This window comes from Arthrobacter sp. B2I5 (assembly GCF_030816735.1).
GTDB lineage: Bacteria > Actinomycetota > Actinomycetes > Actinomycetales > Micrococcaceae > Arthrobacter.
In genome coordinates this window covers 851,882-877,492 of the sequence record NZ_JAUSYF010000001.1, presented here as the reverse complement: position 1 = coordinate 877,492, position 25,611 = coordinate 851,882, and the positions used below count along the sequence as shown (strand labels likewise).

The window sequence follows — 25,611 nt, the reverse complement described above, 5'->3', positions numbered from 1 at the left end:
GCAAGTGGACGGCGGCTGAACTGGCCGGCTAGCAGCAGCCGTCACAGGTGCGGGGGCAAAGGGAAAGCCCCTCCTAAGAGGGGCTTTCGACGTAATGGTGGTCATTTGTCTTTAGGCATTGGTCAGTGGTGATGCACTCCCCCCTCCCGGACGCCCCCGGCGCCCATCCGGACTATGACCCAACCCACTTTAATAACGTGCGGTCAGTGCGTAAAGGGGATTGAAAGAAAAATTTGTGGGGCACATGAGGCACATCTCTGGAGAGTTCCTCTTCTACTGGAGCAGCCCGTACACCTACTGGATCAGGTAGTGGCGCTCCTGGGCTTGGGCCGTTGTGGCTGCCCCTTCAAAGACCGCCCGCGACAGCGCTTTCAGGCCAATAGCAGGAAGCAGAAGCGCAGCCGCGGTGATGGACACAGCGGTCCAGCCAAAATTCTCGAAGTGACCAAGCGTGGGCGGCTGAAGAGAGGTAGTTGTCAAGGTGTCGACCCTTTTGTGAGACCCGGGAGGGCGTATTGCTGCTACGAACGCCAGGCAGGCCCTCCCGAGGTTCTGCCCGAGCGACAGGATTTGTCACTAGAAGACTACGGCACGATGACACATGACGTGGACCTGCCTTCTGTACGGACGTCCCAGAGACACGGGGCATGTTTCATGTGGCCGCTCTGGCGGCGGGACCACCTCAAGGCGCAATATCGACAGAGGCGGAAAGCAACATACCAAGCCTATTTGCTCGGAAGGCTGGATCTTTATGGACCGAAAGTCCCCGTGGGCCCCTGCCCCCCAGCAGCACCGGCAAACGGTGTTTGCACTCCACCCCGGGCGTGCGGCGTTGGGGTTGATGGCGATGATGCTCGCGGTGTGCCTCTTCTTGGCAGGATGCATCCCATCACCGCCCCCGAATGCTCCAGCTTCCTCCGAAGCCGCCGCTGCACCCGACAAAAAGCCGAAGCAAGTCCACGGCGGGTTCCTTTTCGGGGTGGGATCCCAGGCATATGGAGCCCTCGACAAGACCATCGTCAAGGAGGCGCCGGTCAACATGATCACCAGCTGGTACAACTTCCGCTCCGACATGTCATTCTTTGACAAGTTCCGCACGTCCGTGACGCCCCAGATCTATGCTGCCGGGAAAGCAATGCATCTGGTCATCTGGGATGGTTACACACTCGACACGTCAGGGCCCAAAGGCTGGCCGGACGCGGAGATGGTGAAGACCAAGTACGGGCCGGTGTGCGGGGCAAGCTACCCCTTATCGAGGGAGTTCCAAGCGGACATGGTGCGGCTGGCCATGAATACAGGCGGCCCGGCAGATGGGCCGCCGCTGTACGTTTCCATGTTCACAGAGTTCCAGACGTACCCCTGCCACGAGGACGGAAACTACTGGGATACGGGGCAGAATTACTACAAAGCATTGAAGGACGCGTACCGGGAAGCCAAGGATACCTTCCACAAGTACGCCCCCAATTCCAAAGTGGCGCTCACCTGGGGCGGGTGGGCGGCAACATTTGATGACCCAAGCAGAGGTGGTGGCCGCTCAATGCTGCCGTTCTTTAGGGACGTCATGGACGAGTCCGACTTCCAGTCGTTTCAGGCCATGGGTAACAGCGAAAACGTGGACCAGTCAACATGGATGGTGAAGGCGCTGCACAACTACGGCAACGGCTTTTCGTTGCTGGCGCACTACAAACCGGACAACAATTCACTCGACGTCTACGACGCCGACATGGCCGGGTTCTTCACGGACGCCAAGATGGCTGAGCTGAAAGTGAACGGGCTCTTTGGATTCAGCTTCATGGAGCAGGACATGCTTATGTCAAGTCAATCCCGCTACCAGCAGGCCAAGGCGGCCATCACCAAATACCAAGTACCCGCGCCGCCCTGGCCACTGACATAGGGGCCTGACCTGGCAAATGACGACATCGTTGACTGGAGGCTATGCTTTCCTCATGGATCAAGCGCCGCTTGTGACCGCGAATAAGAAGGACCGGATCCGCGTCGTCGACGACGCGGAGTGGGACGCACATATCACACGCCTCGGCATCACCGATACCTACAGCTGTGCCGCATACCACCGCGCCTCAGCCCTTCTCGAGCCCGAGGGCACCCGGCCGGTCCTGCTCGCTTTCAGTAGCGAAGCCGGGGAAGTGGCGCTTCCGCTGCTGCTGCGCCCGCTCCCGGACGGCGTGGGATGGGACGCCACCAGCGCCTACGGATACGGGGGCCCGGTCTGGCAGGGGACTCCGGATCTGGCTGCTTTCGATGCGGCTCTCCACGGGTGGGCTCAGGAGCAGCGGGTCGTATCCACTTTCCTCAGGCTCAACCCGTTACTCCACAACGGCCGGTTCGTGCCCCCCACGGCTGAATTGGTGGACGTCTCAGCCACGGTGGCATGGGACTTGTCCCCCGGCCGGGACCTGCAGCAAGGCTTGCACTCCGCCCAGCGGGCGTCTCTGCGAAAGGCAGCGCGGGCCGGTATCACCATAACCGTGACGTCGCGCCCATCGGACCTTGGGCATTTCCAAGAGCTGTACGCTGTCACGATGCAGCGCCAGAAGGCTAGCGACTTCTTCTTCTTCCCCAACACCTACTGGCAAGCATTGGTCACCGACGATCAACTGCTGGCTCCGCTGTTGGTCGAGGCCCGGCTGGCTGGCCGTGTGATCAGCGCACTGCTGTGTTTTGCGTCGGACCCTTCGTTGCATGCCCACCTCTCGGCCAGCGATGACGCCGCGCGGGCGGTAGGCGCCTCCGCCGCCTGTTATGTGACGGCTGCGGAATGGGGGCAAACGCACGGGCTCACCTGCTTCCACCTGGGTGGCGGACTTGGCGGCAGCAGCACCTCGCCGCTCTACGCTTTCAAGCAGCGGTTTGATCCTCACAGTAGCCCGCGTCAGTTCCAGGTCGCTAAGTTGGTCCACGACTTAGACCGGTACCGGCAGCTCGCCGGGACCGACTCGACCGACGGATTCTTCCCTCCGTGGCGACGCCCCTAGTGAAGATGGGTCAACCATCTGTGTCGCCGGAGTAGTACGCTTGCTTGTACCTTGTCCAGCGCCGGGAGTCGGAGGACTGCATGTCCACGAACAGGATTCACACCAGGATGCCGATCGGTCGTCGGGCCATCTACGGCGCTGGTATGCGTGCCCTGGGACCTGTTTACTCGCGCGCAGGGTCCGCATACCTGGCTGGGCGTGAGCGATCATCAGCGCTCGCCATTGCCGGGCTCCTCGTGGCGGCCGGGTCGGAGGTGACCCTGGGTTACTGGCCGCGCCAAGGGGAGTCATCCGTGGAGGTAACGGCAGAGGAGAGCACCACCCTCGATGCACTTGGGCGACCCGGCGCCTATGGCAATAGTGCGGCGTTGTCCCTGAAGGCGGCACGTCTCGGGTTCGACGCGGACGCCGTCCTCCGCCTGGCGGGGCTGGCGGCGGAACGGCAAGTCCGGCTAGTCTTCGATGCTCATTCACCGGCCGAGGCCGACCGGACCTTGGAGTTGGCCCGTCTGTCTCATAGCGAGGGAGCATCTACCGGAGTGGTGTTGCCCGCGCGCTGGGGACGGAGCGCCGAGGACGCTGTCATGGCGTCCGAATGCGGCCTCTCGGTTCGTGTGGTCAAGGGGCAGTGGCCTGACACCGTGGCAGGCACCAGGTTGAGCGGTGAGGAGGCGTTGCGCTCGTCTTTTCTTAATCTGGTCGCCCGACTTGGAAGTCTCGACGTGCACTTCGCCGTGGCGACCCACGACGTCGTCCTGCTGGAACATACGCTGACGCGCTGCACCGCTTTGGGGCGTCCACCCGAGGTGGAACTTCTTCTGGGCCTGCCGATTCGGCGGACCCTGGAGATCGCTCGGAGAGCCGGCGCGTCCACAAGGTTCTACGTCAGTTTCGGGTACCCGGGGTTGCCCTACCCGTTCCGCTCCCTTCTCCAGCGTCCGCGGCTCGCATGGCTGCTCGCACAGGGAGTCGTCCTCGGAGGACGCAACCAGGTAATCCAGCAGCGTGCTGCCCTCGGTTGATGGGGCCAAGACTGGCGGCGGACAAAAAAGTAGCGACGAAAGATCACCGGTCAGACACGGCGCTTCTGGCTGCCCCCTGAAGAATCTGGTGCATGGCTTCCAGACCGGCCTCCATGGACAGCCGGGACTTGTAATAGTGCCGTGCTGACTCTGCCATGATTGCCTGCTCCTGGCGGCCTGCGGCAACAGCCTGGCGGCATGCTGCGGCCAAAGCTCGCGGGTTCTCGGGCTCACTGACCCAGCCAAAGCCGCCTTCCGAGCACATTGCGGCTACATCGCCGAGGACAGTTGTAATGATAGGAACACCGGCAGCCAATGACTCTCCAACTTTCGAAGGAACCGTTCCCCGAAAAACTTTCCGATCCAGCAGTGTTACCAGCTGAAAATCGGCAACAGCATGAACGGCGCCCATCTCGGCGAAGGGAACCCGATCGAGAAAGGTGAGGTTATCTACGGTCAAGGAATCGGCTAACTGTTTGACCCCATCCAGAGAGGCGCCGTCACCGACAACTACAAAATCGATACCCGATTCATACCCCAAAGACGCAGCAGCGGTGACGATGGTTTCAACGTCCTGCATCTTGCCGACGTTGCCTGCGTAGGCTATCAACCAGCGTCCCGGTGAAGATAGCCGTTCGCGCAATGCGGCAACCTTGCCAGGGTCGGGCGCCGGCCGTTCAGCCGCCCAGTTGTACACCAGCGAAACGGAGCAGTGCCGGGCTCCCCGAGCCTGGAGAGTCGAAGCCATGGAAGGTGCGATCGCAACAATGTGCGCAGCGTTTTTGTAGACCATCTTCAGCACTGTACTGAGTACAAAGTTTACGGGTTTACGAAGGAACGCAGGCCTAAGCATCCCAGAGTCGAGCACTGACTCCGGCCAAAGATCCTGAACATGCAGGACATAGGGAATCCGGTGCATCCATCGAAGGTACAGCACGCTCAAACACACCGTCATGGGCGTTGCGTACACATAGATGACCTGGCGGTCGCGAAGCCAGCCAGCATGAAACAAGGCCATGAAAGCGAACGTTAGGAATGACGCCATCCGGTGCAGTCCATTGGTGTCATGACTTATATATTGTGGAACACGCAGAGTCCGAAAGCGGGGACCCTCATCCAGTTGCCTCCAGCGCTGGCGATATGCAGGATATACCCTCCCAGCAGGGTAGTTTGGAAATCCCGTCAGCACTTTTACATCATGGCCCTTAGCACCGAAATGCTGCGCCAGCGATGTTGGAATTTGGGCTGGCTCCGGGTCAAACCACTGGGTCAAAACACCTATCTTCATCGAGACCTCCTCGGCCGGGAAAAACCTTCACATTCAAACGTCGACTTGTCGCGGCGACGGTGGCGAAGTCATTTGGCCTCCGTCCCCCTTGGGTCCAAAGTCATCAACCTCCGCAGGAGACAGCGTCTCAACTACGCCCTCGGCCCGAAGAACCTTGAACGCAGTGGCAATGATGATTCTGAGGTCCACCAAAGGGCCCGCTTTGGAAGCGTATTCCAGGTCCTTTTCGATACGGAGACTCCAGGGTGCTTCAGCCCGATAGGCTATTTGCGCCAATCCCGTCAGCCCCTGTGGCACCAATACCCGCTGAGCCTGCTCCGCGGTATAGCGCGCGTATTGCTCGGGCAGCGCTGGTCGGGGCCCCACGAAGCTCATGTCCCCGCGAACTATGTTCACCAGTTGGGGAAGCTCGTCCAGACTGTACCGCCGTAGTTTCTCGCCCAGCGGTGGCACGAGATTCAGGTCCGCAGGAATGCATCCGCCCCCGATTTCTTCGGCGTTGTTAATCATGGTGCGGAATTTGAGGATCCAAAAAACTTTGCCGTACTGGCCCACTCGCTGTTGCCGAAACAGAATCGGTCGTCCCATCAGCACCGCTATAAGAATCGCGACCGATGCGAAGACCGGGGAGAGAATAACAAGCATCAACGCCGCTGCGATCCTTTCCAGCACCGCGCGTTTTGCGAAATATGCTTGAGCATTATCATTCATCATAAGTCTCTCTCTTGGGTTGCTCCTGAATTTTTTCAATTGCCAAGCGGTGGTAATGGCACGAGTGCAAGGCCGTGACCTGGCGGCTGCGGCCCGTCGCTAACATCCAGGGCTATCGAGTATGGCCAACGCTGCACTCCGGCAGGAGAACTTATCCCTAAAAAGCCGACTTGCTGACTCGGCCATGCTCTCGAGCGTGCCTGCCCGGTGTCTGGTTTCAAGATCCTGCAGAGCATCAGCCAACGCTCGACTGTCATCGGCTCCAATCACGAGACCCGCTTCGTATTCGAGCAACAGGTCACCACCGTCACTGGCGGGATCAAGGCAGGCCACCACCGGTATACCCGAACCACAGTATTCAACTATCTTCGAAGGAAAAGCGGGAACTGATACGCCGGTAACGGTGGCGGCAATGCCCACGTGAACCGTTCTAAGTAGGCTCCTGTATTCGGGGCGTGGAAGAGAACCCAGAAAGCACACGTTTTTGAGCTCCAGCGAAGCGGCCAGCGACTCGTATTTATGCCTGAGGACACCATCGCCGGCGATGATGATATCTATTGGGACATTTTGCTGGCCAAGGAGCACTGCCGCCCGCAAGATACTCTCCACACCTCGACCCGCCACGAGCTGCCCACCGAACATGGCCTTAAATCTTTCGGACTTTGACGCCTCGCCGCATGTCTCCGATCCTGCCCAAGGTGGCAGAAGCATTGTGCGGCCGCGATACTTCGGGAAATAGCTCCGCAGGAATCTTTCATTGGCAGGCGACATCACCGCAATGACGTCGGACTTGGCAATGCAGAAAGACTCAATATGCCGTAGCGAACGCGTTATTGGATTTCCGGGTAGTCGGCCAATCTCAATCTGATGTATTGGAAAGAAGTCCCACTGAATGAAGACGAGTCTTTTGATCACGTTCTTGTTTCGCAGCCGTCGCGCTAATCCAGCTGAAGTGGCTGCAACCGATGTAAACACGCCGATGTCATACTTCTGCCTCTTCAAAATGCCATAGGCATTTGTATACATACGCACCGCTGACAGGGCTCGACTCAGTATCTTATCCGCGGCAGTGCCGGGCAGTCGTTCGGGGCCAACACTGATAATCCGTACGCGGCCTTCCTTGCGCTGCTCTACTCCTCGAGGCCGAACCCGGGTGTTGTCAAAAGCCAGGACATCAACTTGGCTGCCTTGACTTACTAATTCATCAACGAGGTCATCGAGCAGCCAACGATCGTCGTCCGATGTGGAGAATGCCCCAGCGAAGACCAGTACGCGGGTAGCCCTTCCTGGGTAAACAGCTTCTGGACTTCCTGCCTTAGCTCGCATGACGTGCAGCGATCTCGGCGTTGCGCTTTGTGAAAAAGAGGGGCCCAAGAAAGGATCCAATCGTTGAATTAACACCGAGACGTAACCGGATTATGAACGAAGAGATTGCAGCGTACCCAAGTGATGCAAGCGCGCTTGCCGCCGCGATACCTGAAACGCCAAGTGCGGGGGCACCGGCAACGGTTACAACGGCCACTAGAAGCAGGAGCACAGAGTTCAACAGCAGCGCTGGCCGCTCCAAGCCGGCCGTCAGCATCACAGTATTGACTTGGCCAAAGGCCAGAGTTGCGTACGCACCTGCGCAAAGAATCAGTGCGGGAGTTGCTGCTTCCTGGTAGCCCTCCCCGAAGATCCGTAGAACGGACGTGGATTGAAATGCCACCAAAGTCAGCAAGGGGACCGCAACCAAAGAGGCCACCAAGGCTGCTCCGCCACACTCCCTGCTCAACTCCTTAACTTGCCTTGCATGGGCAAGCTCGGCAAGTTTCGGCGCCAGATAGGAGGTCTGCATCCCAGGGAAAATATTGATCAAAGCAGCGACTTTCGCCGCAGCGGTGTACTGCGCGACCTGCGTGCCGGTGCCCACTAAGCCAAGCCCCAGCTGCGGAACCCAAACCAAGACGAAGAACAGCAGTGAAGTGCCCATGAGGGAAGCTAGGCTGCTCAGCTGACACCTCACAAAAACCAGACCTTGACCCCACTCTGCCCTTCCCGGGACATGGATTATCGTACGAGTGGCTCTGTAGGCCCAAAAAGACGTTGCGAATGCTGCCGCCAGCAGGGAGCACAACACAGTCAAGACGCTGGATTTCACGAACATTGCTTGCGCTCCGACCAAGAGTATAGATAGCCATGGCGTCGTCCCGAGTTCCGCGAGTATTCCTGAAACCATCCGTCCCGAGGCCCGAAGGACCGCGCCCGCGAAGACATTGAATGAATAGAAGACCGTCATCAGGCCAACACAGATTGATTCCAGCAGACCCATCTGCGCCCCAAGGATCGACAACATTCCTGAGGCGAGGCATATGGTCAAGGCAGTTCCGGCCACGCACGAAACAATCCAACAAACCATCCTCAGCAAGTACGCCTCAGGATCTTCCGCATCCGGCAGGGAGGCGATTCTGCGCAAAATCAGGTTGTCCGTACCAAAGCGTCCCAGCGTTGCGGCCAGATTCATTAGTGTGAAAAGGAGGAAGACCAGGCCGGCATCGTCCAAGGTTAAGGTTCGGGATATCACCACAACCTGTATAAACGATCCCGCCAGGGCAAAACCTCGAATCCCGATAGCGGTGAGACGCGTACGCATCATACCCTCGCGTCTGTCGGCCGAATTCCCACCCTTTGGTTGTGGCTGTGAGCGGTTGAACGGATAAAGGACACTACCCTGCGGGATGTGTCGTTGATCTGGTAGTCGGTCGGCGGAGCTACATAGCCGTCTTCTGCGATCTGCTCCAAAGTTATCTCTACGGCATCAAGGATGCCTTCAACCTGGATACCAGCCGTTATCATCCCACCGGTATCAAGTGCTTCCGGGCGTTCGATGAAATCCCGCAGAGTTACAGCAGCGAAGCCGATCAGTGAGGATTCCTCACTGATTGTTCCGCTGTCCGATAGGACAATCAGTGCCTCCTTCTGCAGCTTGACGTAGTCATTGAAGCCGAAGGGCGGGTGCAGAACAACGCCTGACTTTAGATCTTCGGGCTGGCTTTCCAGGCGCTTACGGGTCCTGGGATGGGTCGACAACAGCACGGGAACTTTGTATTTGTCTCCGACAGCGTTCAGCGCTTCAAGCACAGTCCGCAGGCGCTCCGGGCTGTCCACATTTTCTTCACGGTGCAAACTGACCAACACATATTCACCAGGTTTGAGGTTCTGTCGCTCGAGAACCTCACTGGCTTCAATCGCGGCTGCATTGCCCCTCAACACTTCTCCCATAGGCGAACCCGTCAAGAGAATTCTGGCCGGGTGAATTCCTTCAGCAAGTAGGTTACGCCGCGCATGTTCTGTGTAGACCAAGTTGTAGTCGGCAACGTGGTCGACCATCCGACGGTTCACCTCCTCGGGCACATTCTCATCGAAGCACCGGTTGCCCGCCTCCATATGGAACACGGGGATTTTTAGCCGGCGCGCGATTACTGCAGAGATGCAGCTGTTCGTGTCTCCCAGCACTAACATCGCATCGGGTTTTTCTGCCAGTAGGACCGTTTCCACCTTCAGTAGAATCGATCCCAAGACAGCGCCGAGCGATGAGACATCGGCAGCCAAATAATGATCAGGCTTTCGGAGACCCAGATCATCAAAAAAGACAGCGTTGAGTTCGTGATCATAGTTTTGACCGGTGTGAACAAGCACATGATCGGTATGTCTCTCAAGTCGCTTAATGGTGGGTGCGAGACGAATGATTTCAGGTCTCGTGCCCACTACTGTGACCACTTTCAGTTTGGACATATCACCTACTAAACTTTCTCCGGAAACGTGTCGGGGCGGACTGGATCGAAAATTTCGTTTGCCCAGAACATCGTGAAAAGCTCAGAATCGCCGGTGTTCGTAATATTGTGCGTCCACAGTGTTGGCATGTCTATGGCCACAGGTTCAGAACCATCAACTTTATAAAGAAGAACATCATCGCTGAAGAGGCAACGTATGGCTATCTCCGCCCTGCCATGCAGCACAACGAATCTTTCAACCTTTCTGCGGTGGAAGTGCTGGCCACGAGTGACTCCTGGGAGGGTTGTAGAAAAAGAAGTCTGGCCCTCCCCACCCTTTGATCGGCACACCTCGAAGAAACTACCTCTGGCATCCGCGCGGCGGCTCATCATAAACGGTAATTCCAGCGGCCGCTGCAATCGAAAAGACCGATAGGTATTGAACAGGCCCAAATCGAAGTTTGATTTTAGTGCCGGGATCTCCCCTTTGCGGTATACGTGGGCGATCTCTTGAAGCTGCTCTAGAACAGCCGAGACGGTCCGCGATGCGGTTAGGGATTTCAGGTTCTCTGAAGGGACGGATCCAAGGAGAACATCGGCTGCATCCTGAACATGCAGAAGTGCCAAGTCCTTGTCATCCAATATCTCTGGCGTCTGGCCTGCATTGAGCAAATGACAGAAGGTCGCCACTACCGAGTTGTAGAAGGGCCTGCCATGTTCGCCGAATAAGTTCGGGAGCAAAACATTGCAGAACCTTGCGCCGGTAGATATGGCTGCCGCCTGCAGGACTTCCGCCGCCTCTGCCTTCGCCTGCCCGTAGGCAGATGAATTTCCCGCCTGAATGGAATTGGCGTAGACAACGACCGGCGGGGGTGTATTGACTCGACGTAAGGCATCACTCAGTTGTGTTGCGAACTCCAGGTTCCTGTCGTGAACCTCCGTATCAGAACCACGATTTACGCCAGCTACGTGGATAAGACAGTCACTGCCATTTATTGTTTCCATCGCAGTTTGACAATGGAACTTACTCCCTAAGCCCACGGAGCCGACCTCATACCCCAGACTGTTGGCAGCGACACGCGTATGCAATCCAAGGAAACCGCCGGCGCCCGTGAGTGCAATTCTCATAGGAACGCGTCGATGCGTGCCATTTTCCCTGCCAGTGTCAATTCTCGTCGGATTTCAGGGAGAGTAAGCAGCAACTCCTCAACCTGATCCACAGTTAGCCGTTCAACTGTATGCGAGTCATAATCTGAGTAAAACGCTTGGGCGATGTTTCCTGAGTCGAAGTACACGTCGTAGTTAAGGTCCCGCTTGTCGGCGGGAACTTTGAAGTAGTCGCCCATGTCCTGGGCCCGGGTGAGTTCTTCCCGAGTAGCCAATGCTTCCGAAAGTTTTTCTGCGTGGCGCGTACCGATAATCTCAACTTTGTTTTTGAGGTCAAAAAGATTGGCAACCGCTTGCGCAAGATCGGCAATTGTGCAAGCAGGTGCCTTTTTAACAAACAGATCGCCTTGTTGGGCATGTGTGAATGCGAACTCGACAAGGCTAACGGAATCGGCAAGTGACATCAGGAAACGCGTCATTTTGGGGTTAGTGACGGTGAGCGGCTTACCAGCCTTAAGTTGGTCTATAAACAGTGGTATTACGGAGCCACGGGAGTACATCACATTCCCATACCGCACGCACGAGACTACGGTCTCGGCGTTTGGGTTATTGAGCCCATGGGATTGGGCGACTTTTTCCATCATCGCTTTGCTCATGCCCATCGCATTGACGGGATAGACGGCCTTGTCAGTACTCAGGCAAACAACCGAAGCAATGCCGTTTTTTTCCGCCGCGCGGACAACATTCTCGCTACCGACGATGTTTGTTCGGACAGCTTCCATTGGGAAGAACTCACAGGACGGAACCTGCTTGAGCGCGGCTGCATGGAATATGTAATCAGCGTCTCGCGTCGCTCGGTCAACGCTGTCAAAATCGCGTACGTCACCGACATAGAATTTTAAGCGCGAGTCAGGCAGTTCGTGACGCATCGCATCTTGCTTGGCCTCGTCACGACTCAAGACACGAACCTGCTCCGCACCAGTTTCGAGCAGTCTCTTTGCAAGAGTGTGGCCAAAGCTGCCTGTTCCGCCAGTAATCACAATCCGCTTTCCAGCATATGGGACGTTCTCCACTTTAGGGCCTTCCGTTCTCATTGGTTAAGCATCAGTTTTGGCAAGCCAGGAATGAGCGAAGTTGCTCGATAACACGCGAAAACTCCTCAGTGGTCAAAGCTGAGCCAGACGGTAGAGTGAGTCCCGTTTTGAAGTAGCGTTCCGACGTACCGTCGATGAGACAATCCGCTCCGGCAAAAGCCGGTTGAAGATGCATTGGCTTCCATAGTGGGCGGGTTTCAATGTTCCCGGCTGCCATGTGTGCTGCCAGGTCCTGCACGTTAAATCCGGCCTGCCCTGAATCGACTGTTATTGAAGTCAGCCAGCAATTGTCCTCGTCGTCGTCACTAGCGCCGAAAAGCTCCACCCCGTGTACTGGTGCGAAGAATTCACGATAGGTTTCACGATGGTGACGGCGTTTGGATAGCATCTCGTCCAACCGCATAAGTTGTGCACGGCCTATCGCAGCCAGAAGATTGCTCATCCGGTAGTTGTAGCCAATGTCCGTATGCTCATAATGGGCTACGGGTTGCCGCGCCTGAGTGGCCAAATACCTAGCCCGCGCGGCAACTGTGCTGTCTTCAGTCAGCAGCATTCCTCCCCCGGAAGTCGTCATGATCTTGTTCCCGTTAAAGGACACGATTGCCGTGTCCCCGAATGACCCCGCCGCTTTCCCTTCACGGGTGGCGCCCAACGACTCTGCGGCATCGGCAATAACCACCATTCCAAAACGTTCGGCGATGCGGTGTATTTCGCTGAAATCGCAAACTTTGCCCAGCAGATCCACTGCGAGGATCGCCTTGGCCGGACGGGATTCAGCAACGAGATTCTCTGCGGCTTCTTCCAGCAAGACGGTGTTGATATTGCCTGACGCGTCACTGTCGACAAAAAAAGGATGCGCTCCCGTATAACAGATGGCATTGGCCGTTGCGGCGAAAGTCATGGTCGAGGTCAGTACTGTGTCACCCATTCCGATGCCACGGGTCAGCAGCGCCAGGTGAAGGGCGGCTGTCCCCGACGCAAGCGCTACTCCGCAGGTGACACCTACCCGCTCCGAGATTTCGGCCTCGAATTCATCGACATCAGGTCCCAACGGGGCTACCCATCCGGACCGGAGCGCATTGAGGACAAATTTCTCCTCCAACTCCCCTACATCAGGCGACGAAAGATAGATCCTGCTGCTCATGGTCGGGTCTCCAGGCTTTCTGTATGCAGCAATCCATCCATCATGTGAGAATGCGTCGGCTCCCAGTGATTCAGCAGGAGGTCGTTTGGGGACAGGGGCGGCGCGACTGTATGACTGATTTTCGGGTGGATTGGACGATCATCTGCTTCACCTGCCCCTACGAGATCCTCATGCAGCTTTTCTCCCTGCCGAAGTCCCGTAATGGAGATGGTGATCTTGCGGCCGGACTTTGCAATCATTCGTTGGGCCACGTCCATGATTCGGACGGGCTCCCCCATGTCCAAGATCAGCACCTGGCCTGGGCAGCCGATTGCTCCTGCTTGCACAACCAGTTGGCAAGCCTCGGGAATGGTCATGAAGTAGCGAGTCACGTCTGGGTGGGTCAGCGTCAACGGCCCACCCGCCTCGATTTGTAGCTTGAATGTTGGCAACATCGAGCCGCGGCTGCCAATAACGTTGCCAAAGCGAACCGACAAGTAGGCCTTTTTTGTATCAGCGGCAAACCAAGCAGTCAGTCTTTCGCCCAACCGCTTGGAGTAACCCAATACACTCGTCGGATTTGCCGCCTTGTCAGTGGAGATGTTGACGAAGGTTTCGACTTTTGCTGCCTTGGCGGCACGCAGGACATTTAAAGTTCCGAGAACGTTCGTTTGCCACGCCTCATTCGGATACTGCTCAAGCATGGGAAGATGTTTGAGGGCAGCGGCATGAAACACTACCTCGGGCCGGCGCCTCAAAAATATGTCACGGATGGTCTTCTCATCTCGAATGTCGGCGAGAACTACTTCGTCCGTATCGAGCAGTCCGTGGCCCGAGATCGAGATCTGCGTACCCTGAAGACCGGTTTCGTCGCGGTCAAGCATTATGACTTCGGCGGGCGAAAAACGCATAACTTCCCGGCAGAGTTCGGATCCTATCGAGCCGCCTGCGCCTGTCACCAAGACACGCTTGTTGGTTATGAAGCCAGCGATCGAGTCCAGTTCCGTGTCAACTGCGTGGCGGCCAATCAGGTCGGAAATGGAAACATCGCGCAAGTCACCGAGCCGCGTCCGGCCTTCGAGGACGTCTGCGAGCAAGGGCAGAACCAGAAGCCGAAGCCCTGCAGTATCAGCATCGTCCGAAACCTGCCGCAGTTGTTCAGCATCTGCCCGTGCTATCGCAAAAATCAGCACTTCTGCACGCCTTTCCCGCGCCACGTTCGCGAGCTGGGCGCGGCCCCCCAAGACCGGAACACCTTCGAGGCGAAAGCTGCGGAGCCGAGGGTTATCGTCGATAATCCCAACGGGACGAAACGGCGAATATTTGTCTCTGATCATCTGCTGGATCACGTGCTGTCCCAGCTGTCCTGCCCCGTACACGAGAGTGGGCGTCGCAGATTCCCCCGGGCGGAGACGTCGATCATAAGATGCGCGATATACCAGACGCGCACCTGCCATCAACACAAAAGCAACTAGCAGTCCGATAAGCGGTGAGCTGCGCGGGAAATCGTCAGACGCAGGGAGAAGGAGCCTGTTAAATGTCAGGACCAGGCCCACGCTGCCAACGACGAGCATGAGGTTTATGGCATCGTGCCGTGAACCATAAGGATGCAGGTACCGGTAGAGCCCGAAAAGCCATCCAAAGAGGGCCTGCAGCAGCACAGCCAAGAAAGCCGCGGTGGCGACAACGACGAGTGAAAGCCTCGTAGGATCGAAGTCCAGCCGTATTAGTGTGGCGATGGGAAAGGCTACAGCCCACACTCCAACGTCAACCAGGCACTCTCGCCATCGAAATAACTGCCGTGGCATGAGGCGGAGATCTGTCGCTATAGTTTGGGCAGTTTTTTGAATTCGTTGTCGTGTCGATCCGATCCTGCCAGCAAGATATGCAGGCGGAATGCCGCCGAAATGTCCGATCATGGCTACCGTCAGGGAGTGTCGCTCGGACAGTGCTTCATACCGTCGCCGCGTCAACAAAAGAAGTAAAGCAGATCAGTTCGTTGGGGGTGGGCCCTGGAGCGAATCTGATGATGCAACGGTAATTGGCGTGAAAAGACAAGACCACAGTAGGGACTACCCGAGTTCGGGAAGGCACACTACTTGAGGTAGACATCCCCCAGAACCCGCACTGGACGCCCTAACGAAACCCCTAACCCACCCTCCGGTTTCGGTCCGGCACTGAGGCCTGGAAGTGACAATTCAGGAGCGAAATCTTCTTTTCGCGAAAAGATGCTTCTTTGCCCGCTTTTTGGAGGGCCGGCGGGGCTCTTCGTATTCTGGTCGCTGATCGTAGTACGTGTGCCTGTGGGCGGTGTCCGTATCAACTTGGTTGACTACTACGCCCAGCAATCGAGCGTTGACCGCTTTCAGGTTTGCAACTGCTTGAGACACATCTGTCCTTGTTGTCCGACCGTCCGCGCTGACCACAAGAACAACTCCGCCCGCCTTAGCTCCCAAAATTTCCGGATCCGTTACCGTGAGAAGTGGCGGCGTGTCGACTAGGACGACTTCGTAGTCCGTCTCAGCACGAGCAATGAGCTTGTCCATTGCGGGCGAGCCCAGAAGTTCGCTGGGGTTTGGCGCCGGGCGTCCAGAAGCAAGAATGTGGAGTGCTCCATCAGGGCCCCATTTTTGAATTGCGTCTTCAAGAGCAACCGTATTCGAGAGCACCCCCGACAGCCCCACAACCCCAGCAATACCGAGCATTCGTGCAACCTGTGGACGACGCAGGTCCGCGTCGACCAGTAGCACGCGCGTACCGCTTTCAGCCAGCATGATCGCCAAGTTCACGGCGATGGAGGTCTTACCCTCTCCGGGGACGGCAGACGACAGAACTATGGTCTGCGGTCCTCCATTAATATTTGCGAATTGCAAGTGGGTCCGCAACTGACGGAAGCTTTCGGCCTTGCGGCTGAAAGCTTCCGATCGAATGATCACGGGTTCACTTTCCGCGGTCGCATCGAAGGCGAAGGTCCCCAAAATTCCTGCATCGACGCTCCGTTCGACGTCCGCTTGCGTACGAATCCGAGTGTCGAGCTTCTCGCGAATAAATGCGTAGCAAACTCCGACGAGGAGTCCTAAAAGCAGCCCAAGCACGAGGTTGAGTGGCAGCTTTGGTGAGGACGGCGCACTCGGAGCCACCGCTTCTTCGAAGACGCTCAATCGCACGATGCTTACGTCTTCGACTTCGTTGACGGCCGCGATGAGTTGCCTGGCGGTTCCGTTTGCGATCTTGGCAGCCTGCTGCGCGTCGGAGTCGGTGACTGTGATGTCAACAAGGACGGTCCCGGCTGGAGTGGTAGCCACGACTTCGTCTGCAAGTGCCTCTGCTCCACCGCTCAGACCCAGTTCCCGGGCGGCGGCTTGGAGTACTCGGGCGCTCGTGGCCAAGCTCACGTATGAAGCCACGCGCTTTTCAGCGAACGCGTTGCCTTCGGCTACGTCACCGGGAGAAGTACCCGGCTGAACGGAAACGAAAAGCTGGCTCGTTGATTGATAGCGGGGGGTTTGCAGGAACGTATATCCTGCGGCTAGTCCCAGCCCGATCACAATGGCAGCTACAATCGTTAGCCACCTCAGCCGCACCACACGTAGGTAGTCTTTCAGCTCCATGAAATCCCCGGCAATTCCGCTACGGAAGTAGCTTCTTGTCCAACCAACCCTTTAAAACACAAGGCCTGCCACTGCCGATTAAAGCATGCCAAGGATACCGTTACTCTCTCGCGCCCTCCCGCAGCTATGTAACTTCTTGTTTCCTCAGCACGGGAAATTGCTCCTAAGCGGGACTGTCGTCGGATATCTTTCGCCAGGTTGTTCCGTCACTGTAGACAAAGGCATTGATGGTGCTGTCAAAGATTTGGCTGCCGGCTCCGGCGGCGGAGGCAGCCGGACGTTGGCTTGTGGGCGTCTGGGGAAATTTGACGGCCTGGCCCGAGATGATTGTTGCTTGGGTGCCGCCGCTGACAAGTGGGTTGTCGCCGACCACCAATCCGGTGGTACCAGACATGTTCACCTGCACTGCCGCGGTCAACTGATGTCGGGGGTGCATAATGCTCGTGAACTCTGTGCCGGCCCCAAGCGCGATATCATAAACGCCGGGTCCAAGCTTGCACATTGCGTCGCGGACGTAGTGGCTGATTTCGTTGTTGCTGGAGACCACGCCATTCTTGGCTGAGGTCCCAATGTACATGAGGTGCTTTGTCGCGTCTCCCTGTTTGAAGTCCCACACCCCTGGATTATTGATGCTCGTGTTCCGGGTCGAGAGCAGACGGACGGCTCCCCCTTCAGATTCCTCAAAGTTGGTGTCCCTGATGCTGAAATTCTCCACGACGGACCCGTCTGTCCCTTCTAAGTGGATCGCATAATCGCCAGTCTTCGTGAAGCGGTTGGATAGGAAAGTGGATTGCGCCAGTTCTCCCGTGTCGCTGACTGCCTTGAAGGTCGGTACGGTAGCGGAGTGGGTGTGGTCGAAAGTGCATCGGATCACCAACATGTCAATCCAGCCAGTGACGTTGAAGCATGAAGACCCGTCCTGGTATTGGACGAAGGCGCAGTCTTCAAACATCCCAAGGGACCACATGCCAGTGAACAGATCTCCGCCGCCTCCAAACGAGTCGAACACGAGCCCTGAAACTTTAGTGCTGAAGGTGGCGGGGCCACTGGTGCGGAAGATGGTTCCTGTTTTGGAGCGCAGACGCGATCTTCCCAGACCCGCCGTGCCAACGCCCACCAAGCGCATGCCGTCGGCAGCTACCAGGTCGCTGACTTCGTAGGTACCCGGCGGGAAATAGGTGATGCCACCGGCCGCTATGGCCGCTTGCACTGCGTTGGTGTCCACTGCCGTGCCATCTCCGACAGCGCCGAAGTCCTTTACGTTCCTAATCGCAAAATCTTGCGCATTCCCAAGCGTTGGTGCCTTCGTGTCGTGCTTGGTGTCAGGAGAGGTGGACTGGCTAATGCCGACTCCCGCCAAAACTGACGTCCCAGTGACGACCGAAGCCAGGGCACCGACGCGGAACAACTCCCGGCGTCGAACCCTCTCGTCATCATTCTTGGTCATAGTCAACGAAGATATGCTCTACGTGTGGGGAATCCTAGTGACCGCATCCAGTTTCACAACGCAAAGTTGCTAATGCCTGCAATGATCGCTGTGCTTGCGGCGCTTGTGTATGTTGCTGTGAGCTCTGTACTTCTACTGGCTGCCGTCCTGGGCCTTGCCGTCTACTCGGTAATCCTGTACAAGGCGGGCTTGTGGAGAACCATGGTGGGCACGTCACTTTTGGTGTCGGTCCTGAGGTCCGGACCCACGTCGGCTCTCCTGAGCGAGACCGGGTGGTACATACTACAGTTCGGACCCATAGTTCTGGCCGGCATCGCGCTTCTTCCAAAAAAGCCCGGGCGTATCCGTGATTCGGACCGGGCCGTCGTTCTGTTCATGATCTTGTTTGCCGTCATAGCCTTGGCCACAAACCTGACCACTTTGGCCCCGAGCGCAACGTTGCCACAGTCGATCCTCCTGGCCGGCATGACGACTTTCCTTCTGTTGACGTTTGTCCGGCGTTGGTCCGGACCGAGCGACTTGCGCGGCGACGTGTCAATGGTCTTCCTGCTGATCACGATGGTGCAAATAGTGGGTGTCGTCGCCGTTCTTGCGGGTCAGGCATGGCCCGTTGACCCGGATTATGGACGGTTCAGGGGTATGTACTCCAACGCCAATTATGCGGGAATGATGTCAGCCATAGGTATCGCTGGTGGCGTCTACCTATTCAGGGCATCAAAGCGCCGCATCCTCGTGCTGGCTTCCATGGCAGTCCTTACAGCCGCGATGCTGCTGTCAGGTTCCCGCGGTGCTCTCTTGGCCGTGGTGATCGCAGTGCTCATACTTATGCTGTCCGGCACCCAGCGGACGCTCATTCTCCCCCTGGCTGTCTTGGGCGGATTGTTTTTCGTATTCGCAATGGTCATCGATCCGCAATTGCTGGAACCGCTGGATAGGTTCTTTTTGCGTGACGGGTCCTCCCCCGACGTAACCTCCGGCAGGCTGCAAATCTACCAGCAGCTGCTTGACATGTTTCAGAAGTCCCCTTTGACCGGGACGGGATACAGGTCCATCGAAGAGGTTAAGCCCGGGGCACCGGGACTGGCGGCGCACAATATCTACCTGAGCATCCTTACGGAAACCGGCCTTTTCGGAGCTTTCATCTTCGTAGCACTGGGATTGTCAGTGCTGGCTGCATCACGGCTCGAAAATTCCGCGCGCCCCCTGCTCGTTGTTGTTGTGACAATAGCAGTCGTGGAACTGACAGAATCTTCTATTTATGGCTGGGGCGGCCCATCCGCGCTGACGGCGTGGATGCTTATCCTGGCCTTTGCGGCTAATGGCCGTTTCCGGTCAGAGGAAACAGTCTCTACCGGTGAAACAGCAGCCAATGGCGTTGCGACCTCGGCTGCGACGCGATCAAGGGACCTATAGCGAGAAGTTGCCAGCTTCCCGTCACTGTATGCGGCATACGGTTTACCCTAGTGACCATGAAACCCCCGCCGCCACGGTCGGAAGGTGGTCCCAGGCGGGAGAGAACCCCCGGTGGTCGCCCTCGCCGTATGCAAAGGTTGTTGACCAGGGCCGCCATATGGGGCCTCGTACTACTCGCTTCATGGGGCGTGGCAAGCTTTTTCCTTGTTGCAGTTCCCGCAGTTGACCAGCCTGAGCAATCGGACGCTGTGGTGGTCCTCGCGCCTGCCGTTCCAACGGGCCGACTGGACTATGCAACGAAGCTCATGTCCGAGGGGTACAGCCCCGTTTTGGTTATTTCCGTGCCCGTTGGCGAGAGTGGCAATCCGCCAGCCGACATCTGTGAAGCCCACATGCCGTACCGAGTTATTTGCTTCAGTCCCGATCCGGCCACCACACAGGGTGAAGCCAGGGCAATCCAGAAGCTGAGTGACGAAAACAATTGGCATCATGTCACAGTGGTAACAGATGATTCCCACGTATCACGAGCCCGAACCATCATTGGCCGGTGCTACTCGCGCAAGCTGGACATGATCGCTGTCAGGCCAGATCTCTCGCCAATTAACTGGACGTACCGGTTCGTCTATGAGAGTGCCGCATTCGTCAAGGCAGCTGTTGATTGGGAATGTTGATCCAATGACAAGGGGCGAAACCAGGTGTGCAAGGAGGCCAACGATGTGCTCCCGGGGCATTCACCGGATTAGCGGCCGATTGAAGGCTAGGCTCATGAACGGTCCCCGGTAGATAGGTCATCCGCATAATGCCGTTACCGGAGGCCAGCGGAAAAACCATCCAAGTCGGGGCTTTCGACGGCGGCGGGTTTGCCGCCGTCGACGCTTCACTTGATGGGGGACGGTCAGATGTCAGCGAGGAGCGAGGTGGGATTTTCGATGGCGTCCGCCACGAAGCGGAGGAAGCCGGCCGCTGTGCCGCCGTCGCACACGCGGTGATCGAAGGTCAGCGTCAGCTCCGTGACCTTGCGGACCGCCAGCTCGCCGTTGACCACCCACGGCTTGTCAATGATCCGGCCGACGCCCAGGATGGCCACCTCCGGGTGGTTGATGATCGCCGCGGACCCGTCCACGCCGAACACGCCGTAGTTGTTCAGCGTGAACGTGCCGCTGCCCAGCTCCGTGGGGGTCGCCTTGCCCTGGCGTGCGACGTCGGTGAGGCGCCGGATCTCCGCGTCCAGTTCCCGGGCGGTCAGCTTCTCCGCGGCCCGGACCGAGGGCACCACAAGGCCCCGGTCGGTCTGCGCCGCGATGCCGAGGTTGACGCCGTCGAACGCGACAATCTCCTGGGACCTGTCCTCCGCGGTTTCAATCCGCGTGTTCAGCTCCGGGTACTTCTTTAGCCCCGCGGTGACGAACCGGGCGATGAAGGCCAGCAGCCCGGGAACCTCGGCGCCGTTGGCCTTCAGCCCCCCGCGAAGTTCCATCAGTGCGGTGGCATCCACGTCCACCCACACTGTTGCTTCGGGAATCTCGGAGCGGCTGCGGGCCATGTTGGCGGCCACGGCCTTGCGGACACCGCGGACGGGAGTGCGGGCGGCAATGGGCAGCCCGGTGCGGGCATCCACGCCGTTCGCTGCCTGCGCTTCCTGAGATGCGGCGGCGGCTTCGGATTCCAGAGGCCTGGTTTCCGCCGGCTTGGCTTCGGGAACCTGGGCCGGAGCAGTTGTCCGCAGCGCAGCCTCCACGTCGCGGCGCATGATGAGGCCGCTGTCGCCTGAGCCGGAGATGTCGCCGAGATCGACGCCGTGCTCCCGGGCCATGCGCCGGACCAGCGGCGAGATCACGGCCCCGAGTTTGCCGGGCACACGGGTGCGCAGGAGGGTGAGGTCGTCCTCCTTGGACAATTCGGGAGCAGTGGATCCGGTGCGCTCAGCCACCGTCACAGAAGACTTCCGCGCACGGGTACGCCGTGCCTGGCTATGCCCGCCTGGAGTTCCATAACCGATCAAGACATTTCCCGAGCCGGCCTTTTCTTCCTCCCGATAGGTCTCGGCGACGGCATCAGCAGGTTTAGCTTCGGCAAGCTCGGTCTCGTTGGGTTCAACCACGGGATGGGCCGGCGAAGGGGCGGGGGCGGCATCATCCGCGGCGACACCCGTAGAGAGCGGCGTCACCGAGATCAGCGGCTTCCCCACGTCCAGGGTCTCGCCCGGCTGCCCGTGCAGTTCGGTGACGATCCCGGCGTACGGGGACGGCACCTCCACAGCGGACTTGGCAGTTTCCACCTCGGCGATGGGCTGGTCAACGGCAATCTCGTCGCCCACGGCCACATGCCAGGCCACCAGCTCGGCTTCGGTGAGGCCTTCGCCCAGGTCAGGCAGCAAAAACACACGTGGTTCGCTCATGGTCAGTTCTCCCACTGAAGGTCGTCAACGGCGTCGAGGATGCGGTCCACGCCGGGCAGGTAGTACTTCTCGAGTTTGGGCGCCGGGTACGGGACGTCGAATCCGGTGACGCGGCGGATGGGGGCGGCCAGGTAGTGGAAGCAGCGCTCCTGGACCCGGGCCACGATCTCGGAGGACACGGACGCGAAACCGTGCGCCTCGGCGATCACCACGGCCCGGCCGGTCTTCCGGACGGACGCGCAGACGGTGTCGTCGTCGAACGGGACGATGGTGCGCACGTCAATGACTTCCAGCGAGCGCCCTTCCAAAGCAGCGGCCTCCGCAGCAGCCAAAGCGGTGGGGACGGACGGGCCGTAGGCAATCAGCGTGGCGTCCGTGCCGGGACGGGCGACGGCGGCCCGGCCTTCGGTGGTGCGTCCCGCCGTCGTGCCTTCCCCAGGAAGTTCGTGAAGGCGGCGCAGCTCGCCCAGGTCCACCGAGTCCTTGGTCCAGTACATCTTCTTGGGTTCCATGAACACCACGGGGTCGTCGGAGTCGATGGCTTCGCGGAGCATCCGGTAACCGTCCGCCACGGTGGCCGGAGTGTAGACCTTCAGGCCGGCGGTGTGGGCGTAGTAGGACTCGGAGGAGTCACAGTGGTGCTCCACTCCCCCGATGCCGCCGCCGTAGGGGATGCGGATGACCATGGGGAGCCTGACCGCCCCGCGGGTGCGGTTGTGCATCTTGGCCACGTGGCTAACGATCTGTTCGAACGCGGGGTAGGCGAACGCGTCGAACTGCATCTCGATCACCGGGCGCATCCCGTTGATGGCCATGCCCACGGCCATGCCCACGATGCCGGATTCGGCCAGCGGGGTGTCGAAGCAGCGCTGCTCGCCGAACGTGGCGGTGAGGCCGTCGGTGATGCGGAAGACGCCACCCAGCATGCCCACGTCCTCGCCGAACACCAGGACGGAGGAGTCGGCGTGCATGGCGTCGGCCAGGGCGGTGTTCAGGGCCTTGGCCATGGTGACGGGCTGGGGTCCGGCGGCTTCGGCGGAAGCGGCGGCGGAGGCTGCGGCCCGGGCCGTGGCGGCAGAAACGTTGCCGTTGGCCTCGGAAGAGGTGGTGATGGTGGGGCTCACTTGCCGGCCTCCTGTGAATCAGTAGATGCCGCGTCGCGGGCGAGCTCGTCGGCGAGCATGGCGGACTGTTCCTTCAACTGCGGGGTGGGGGTCGAGAAGACGTGCCGGAAGAGTTCCTGCGGGTCCACGGGCACATCCTCACTGAGACCTTCGCGGAGCTGCGCCGCCACGGCCTCGGCGTGTGCAGCGATCTGCTCCTCCGCGGAGTCATCCAGGAGCCCGCGCTCCGTCAGGTAGGTGCGCATCCGGTTGACCGGGTCCTTGGCCCGCCACTCCGCAACTTCAGCGCTTTCCCGGTAGCGGGTGTCGTCGTCGGCGTTGGTATGCGCCTGCATGCGGTAGGTGTTGGCTTCCACCAGCAGCGGGCCGGAGCCTTCGCGGGCGAGCTTCACGGCGCGGTCCAGGACGGCGAGGAGCGCCACAACGTCGTTGCCGTCCACGCGCTCGCCCGCCATGCCGTAGCCCACGGCCTTGTGCGCGAGCGACGGCGCCACGGACTGGTGTGCCAGCGGCACCGAGATGGCGTACTTGTTGTTCTGGACGAAGAAGATGACGGGCAGGTGGAAGACGGCGGCGAAGTTCAGGGCTTCATGGAAGTCGCCTTCGCTGGTGGCACCGTCGCCGCACATGGCCAGCACCACGGTGTCCTCGCCGCGAAGCTTGGCGGCGTGGGCCACGCCAACGCCGTGCAGCAGCTGGGTGGTCAGCGGGGTGCACTGAATGCCCACCTTGTATTCGAGGGGGTCGTAGCCGCCGTGCCAGTCGCCGCGGAAGATGGTCATTACCTGCACAGGGTCCACGCCGCGGGTCATCACGGCCACGGCGTCGCGGTAGGTGGGGAACATCCAGTCAGCGTCGGAGAGGCACAGGGCGGCGGCCACCTGGCAGGCTTCCTGGCCGTGGCTGGAGGGGTAGACAGCCATGCGTCCCTGCCGGACCAGGGCTGAGTTCTGGTCATTGACGCGGCGGCCGACGACGAGGCGTTCGTACGCTGCCAGCAGTTCGTCATCGCCGGGCACGGGGTATTCGTGGCCGGGCTGGGTGCCCTGCTCACTTTCCGGGATGAGCCGGCCGTCCGGGTCCACCATCTGGATCTGGTGCCGGGCGGGGAGCATGTAATCCTCCACCGTGATGCCGAACTTCTTCACAGCTTCCGTCAGCGCATTGTCTGCTGCTTCCGGGCTGGTGCTGTGCGGCGCGGTGTGGTCTGCGGAGATCGTCATTGGTCCGTCCTTCGGTAGCCACTATTCGTTCCCAGTATTGTCCTGATGCAGGTTTCGTATCCAGCATCTGTGGAAATCGTGGAGAAGCTGCGCGCAAACGGGTCTATCGGAAGACGATTTGTAAGTGTGACGTGGGTTACCGGCAGGGGTTGTGGACGAATCGGCGGGCGGCGATACGGGACGGGATTTCCATCGTGGTAATTTTCTGCGGCGGCAGAGGGTCAGCAGCTCCGGGGCGTCGGATAATGGGATGCGTAGCCGAAGGGAGCGTAGGGCATGAACAGCTACGACATTGATATTGAGAGCCGCCAGGTTCGGGGGCATGAGGCCAATGACCGCGGATTGGCCGGAGCGTCAGTGTACGCTGCCGCGGAAGTGTTCAAGGCGGTGGCGCATCCGGTCCGGGCCACCATCCTGGAGCTGCTTTCCCAGGGTGAATTGTCCATCCCAGAAGTCTGCGAGCGCACCGGCGTAAAACCCTCGCACCTGTCCCGGCACCTGGCCCAGATGCGCGCACAGCAACTGATTGACTGCACCCGCTCCGGCGGCCGCCTGGTCTACCGGCTGGCCTGCCCGGAGGCCGCCGAACTGCTCGCCGCTGCCCGGTCCGTCCTTCACGCCCGAACAACCGCCGCCCTCAACTCCCTTGGTCCCCTGCCGGAAGAGGATCCGTTCACGGCGGCATGGGGTGAGCGGATTTCGGCGCCGGAAACAGCACTGGTGTCCCGTTCGGTCATCGCCGACGCCTGCCGGGCCATAGCGGACCGCACCGGCTGCAGCTCAGAAGCAGCAGCCGGACGGCTCATCATGACGGCGAGGACCTGCCACATGACGCTGCTGGAGGCCGCCCTGGATGAGCTCCGCAGCGGCCAGGACAGCTCCCGCCCCTGACGCTTGGCAGGTTGCGCGCACCTACCCGTTCCAGGAGAGCAGCATGGCCCATCCGGTCATGCCTTCCTCCAGCTGCCCCTAATGTCCCTAATTTCCAAGAATTGCGTTGACCTCTACCCGTCAAAGGGGGCAGACTCGTGAGCGTGGAAATTGACAAAAATGTCTATCCGTCATATCCACGCTCTTCCGCCCATTCCGCGTAAGAGACTTCGCACCACGTGACCGGGGGTACTTGGGGGTTCATGGTGCGGGGATGGACGCGGAGGGGACAGCGTGGTCCCCTCCGCCTCTCCATTTGGTTCCTCAAGCACGTTCAAACCCGAGTTCAAAAAGTTGGACACGCATGGTCCCGGGGCATCCGCCCCGGCAGCATTTCCTCAACAGCAATGACAAGGGTGGGTGTTAGCTATGGAG

Annotated in this window: 21 protein-coding genes; 6 read left to right on the top strand and 15 right to left on the bottom strand. The window is 59.1% G+C overall.

The window, feature by feature from the left end:
* Nucleotides 1-294: 294 nt before the first annotated feature.
* A complete protein-coding gene (locus QFZ60_RS04150) occupies nt 295-480 on the bottom strand; it encodes a hypothetical protein (RefSeq protein WP_307088428.1) in 186 nt (61 codons plus the stop codon).
* A 499-nt stretch (nt 481-979) separates the two neighbouring features.
* Between QFZ60_RS04150 and QFZ60_RS04145 the strand changes: the two genes are divergently transcribed.
* The 3 genes from QFZ60_RS04145 to QFZ60_RS04135 all read left to right on the top strand — a co-directional run bounded on the left by QFZ60_RS04145 (nt 980) and on the right by QFZ60_RS04135 (nt 4,015).
* Nucleotides 980-1,894 carry a hypothetical protein gene (locus tag QFZ60_RS04145; protein WP_307088426.1) on the top strand — a complete coding sequence of 305 codons (915 nt, stop codon included), beginning with the start codon at nt 980-982 and terminating at the stop codon, nt 1,892-1,894.
* Between the two features lie 52 nt (nt 1,895-1,946).
* The gene (locus QFZ60_RS04140; protein WP_307088422.1) at nt 1,947-2,993 is read left to right on the top strand and encodes a GNAT family N-acetyltransferase; all 1,047 of its coding nucleotides are present in this window, start codon (nt 1,947-1,949) and stop codon (nt 2,991-2,993) included.
* 293 nt (nt 2,994-3,286) lie between these two features.
* Nucleotides 3,287-4,015 carry a hypothetical protein gene (locus tag QFZ60_RS04135; RefSeq protein ID WP_307088420.1) on the top strand — a complete coding sequence of 243 codons (729 nt, stop codon included), beginning with the start codon at nt 3,287-3,289 and terminating at the stop codon, nt 4,013-4,015.
* Nucleotides 4,016-4,058: 43 nt separating this feature from the next.
* Here QFZ60_RS04135 and QFZ60_RS04130 read toward each other — a convergent pair whose 3' ends face one another.
* The 11 genes from QFZ60_RS04130 to QFZ60_RS04080 all read right to left on the bottom strand — a co-directional run bounded on the left by QFZ60_RS04130 (nt 4,059) and on the right by QFZ60_RS04080 (nt 18,148).
* Nucleotides 4,059-5,303: a glycosyltransferase family 4 protein gene (locus tag QFZ60_RS04130; protein WP_307088418.1), complete on the bottom strand. Its 1,245-nt coding sequence runs from the start codon at nt 5,301-5,303 to the stop codon at nt 4,059-4,061.
* Between the two features lie 33 nt (nt 5,304-5,336).
* Nucleotides 5,337-6,017, bottom strand: coding sequence for a sugar transferase (locus QFZ60_RS04125; RefSeq protein ID WP_307088416.1), 681 nt, complete (start codon nt 6,015-6,017; stop codon nt 5,337-5,339).
* Nucleotides 6,018-6,113: 96 nt separating this feature from the next.
* On the bottom strand, nt 6,114-7,340 hold the full coding sequence (locus QFZ60_RS04120) for a glycosyltransferase family 4 protein (protein WP_307088414.1): 1,227 nt from the start codon (nt 7,338-7,340) through the stop codon (nt 6,114-6,116).
* Nucleotides 7,330-8,646 carry a lipopolysaccharide biosynthesis protein gene (locus tag QFZ60_RS04115; RefSeq protein WP_307093195.1) on the bottom strand — a complete coding sequence of 439 codons (1,317 nt, stop codon included), beginning with the start codon at nt 8,644-8,646 and terminating at the stop codon, nt 7,330-7,332. Before QFZ60_RS04115 ends, QFZ60_RS04120 begins: the two co-directional genes overlap by 11 nt.
* Complete coding sequence (gene wecB, locus QFZ60_RS04110) at nt 8,646-9,788, bottom strand: non-hydrolyzing UDP-N-acetylglucosamine 2-epimerase (protein WP_307088412.1); 1,143 nt, start codon at nt 9,786-9,788, stop codon at nt 8,646-8,648. The genes QFZ60_RS04115 and wecB overlap by 1 nt, the downstream gene beginning before the upstream one ends.
* 8 nt (nt 9,789-9,796) lie before the next feature.
* Nucleotides 9,797-10,894: an NAD-dependent epimerase/dehydratase family protein gene (locus QFZ60_RS04105; RefSeq protein ID WP_307088410.1), complete on the bottom strand. Its 1,098-nt coding sequence runs from the start codon at nt 10,892-10,894 to the stop codon at nt 9,797-9,799.
* A complete protein-coding gene (locus QFZ60_RS04100) occupies nt 10,891-11,946 on the bottom strand; it encodes an SDR family NAD(P)-dependent oxidoreductase (RefSeq protein WP_307088407.1) in 1,056 nt (351 codons plus the stop codon). The genes QFZ60_RS04105 and QFZ60_RS04100 overlap by 4 nt, the downstream gene beginning before the upstream one ends.
* A gap of 31 nt (nt 11,947-11,977) precedes the next feature.
* Nucleotides 11,978-13,111, bottom strand: coding sequence for a DegT/DnrJ/EryC1/StrS aminotransferase family protein (locus QFZ60_RS04095; RefSeq protein WP_307088405.1), 1,134 nt, complete (start codon nt 13,109-13,111; stop codon nt 11,978-11,980).
* Complete coding sequence (locus QFZ60_RS04090; protein WP_307093194.1) at nt 13,108-14,664, bottom strand: nucleoside-diphosphate sugar epimerase/dehydratase; 1,557 nt, start codon at nt 14,662-14,664, stop codon at nt 13,108-13,110. Before QFZ60_RS04090 ends, QFZ60_RS04095 begins: the two co-directional genes overlap by 4 nt.
* A 624-nt stretch (nt 14,665-15,288) precedes the next feature.
* Nucleotides 15,289-16,701: a polysaccharide biosynthesis tyrosine autokinase gene (locus tag QFZ60_RS04085; protein ID WP_307088403.1), complete on the bottom strand. Its 1,413-nt coding sequence runs from the start codon at nt 16,699-16,701 to the stop codon at nt 15,289-15,291.
* Between the two features lie 163 nt (nt 16,702-16,864).
* Complete coding sequence (locus QFZ60_RS04080) at nt 16,865-18,148, bottom strand: glycosyl hydrolase family 28-related protein (RefSeq protein WP_307088401.1); 1,284 nt, start codon at nt 18,146-18,148, stop codon at nt 16,865-16,867.
* Between the two features lie 24 nt (nt 18,149-18,172).
* Between QFZ60_RS04080 and QFZ60_RS04075 the strand changes: the two genes are divergently transcribed.
* Both QFZ60_RS04075 and QFZ60_RS21635 read left to right on the top strand, forming a co-directional pair.
* Nucleotides 18,173-19,561: an O-antigen ligase gene (locus QFZ60_RS04075; protein WP_307088399.1), complete on the top strand. Its 1,389-nt coding sequence runs from the start codon at nt 18,173-18,175 to the stop codon at nt 19,559-19,561.
* A gap of 56 nt (nt 19,562-19,617) precedes the next feature.
* Nucleotides 19,618-20,232, top strand: coding sequence for a YdcF family protein (locus QFZ60_RS21635; RefSeq protein ID WP_373427658.1), 615 nt, complete (start codon nt 19,618-19,620; stop codon nt 20,230-20,232).
* A gap of 224 nt (nt 20,233-20,456) precedes the next feature.
* On the opposite strand, the gene QFZ60_RS04070 is transcribed toward QFZ60_RS21635, so the two are convergent.
* Genes QFZ60_RS04070 through pdhA form a run of 3 tightly spaced genes read right to left on the bottom strand, consistent with a single transcriptional unit; the run spans nt 20,457 to nt 24,306 of the window.
* Nucleotides 20,457-21,959, bottom strand: a complete 1,503-nt coding sequence (locus QFZ60_RS04070; RefSeq protein ID WP_307088396.1) for a dihydrolipoamide acetyltransferase family protein — start codon at nt 21,957-21,959, stop codon at nt 20,457-20,459.
* Between the two features lie 2 nt (nt 21,960-21,961).
* The gene (locus QFZ60_RS04065) at nt 21,962-23,083 is read right to left on the bottom strand and encodes an alpha-ketoacid dehydrogenase subunit beta (RefSeq protein ID WP_307088394.1); all 1,122 of its coding nucleotides are present in this window, start codon (nt 23,081-23,083) and stop codon (nt 21,962-21,964) included.
* Complete coding sequence (pdhA, locus tag QFZ60_RS04060; protein WP_307088392.1) at nt 23,080-24,306, bottom strand: pyruvate dehydrogenase (acetyl-transferring) E1 component subunit alpha; 1,227 nt, start codon at nt 24,304-24,306, stop codon at nt 23,080-23,082. Before pdhA ends, QFZ60_RS04065 begins: the two co-directional genes overlap by 4 nt.
* A gap of 276 nt (nt 24,307-24,582) precedes the next feature.
* Here pdhA and QFZ60_RS04055 point away from each other — a divergent pair, with 276 nt between their 5' ends.
* Nucleotides 24,583-25,197, top strand: a complete 615-nt coding sequence (locus QFZ60_RS04055) for a helix-turn-helix transcriptional regulator (protein ID WP_307088390.1) — start codon at nt 24,583-24,585, stop codon at nt 25,195-25,197.
* Nucleotides 25,198-25,611 lie beyond the last annotated feature (414 nt).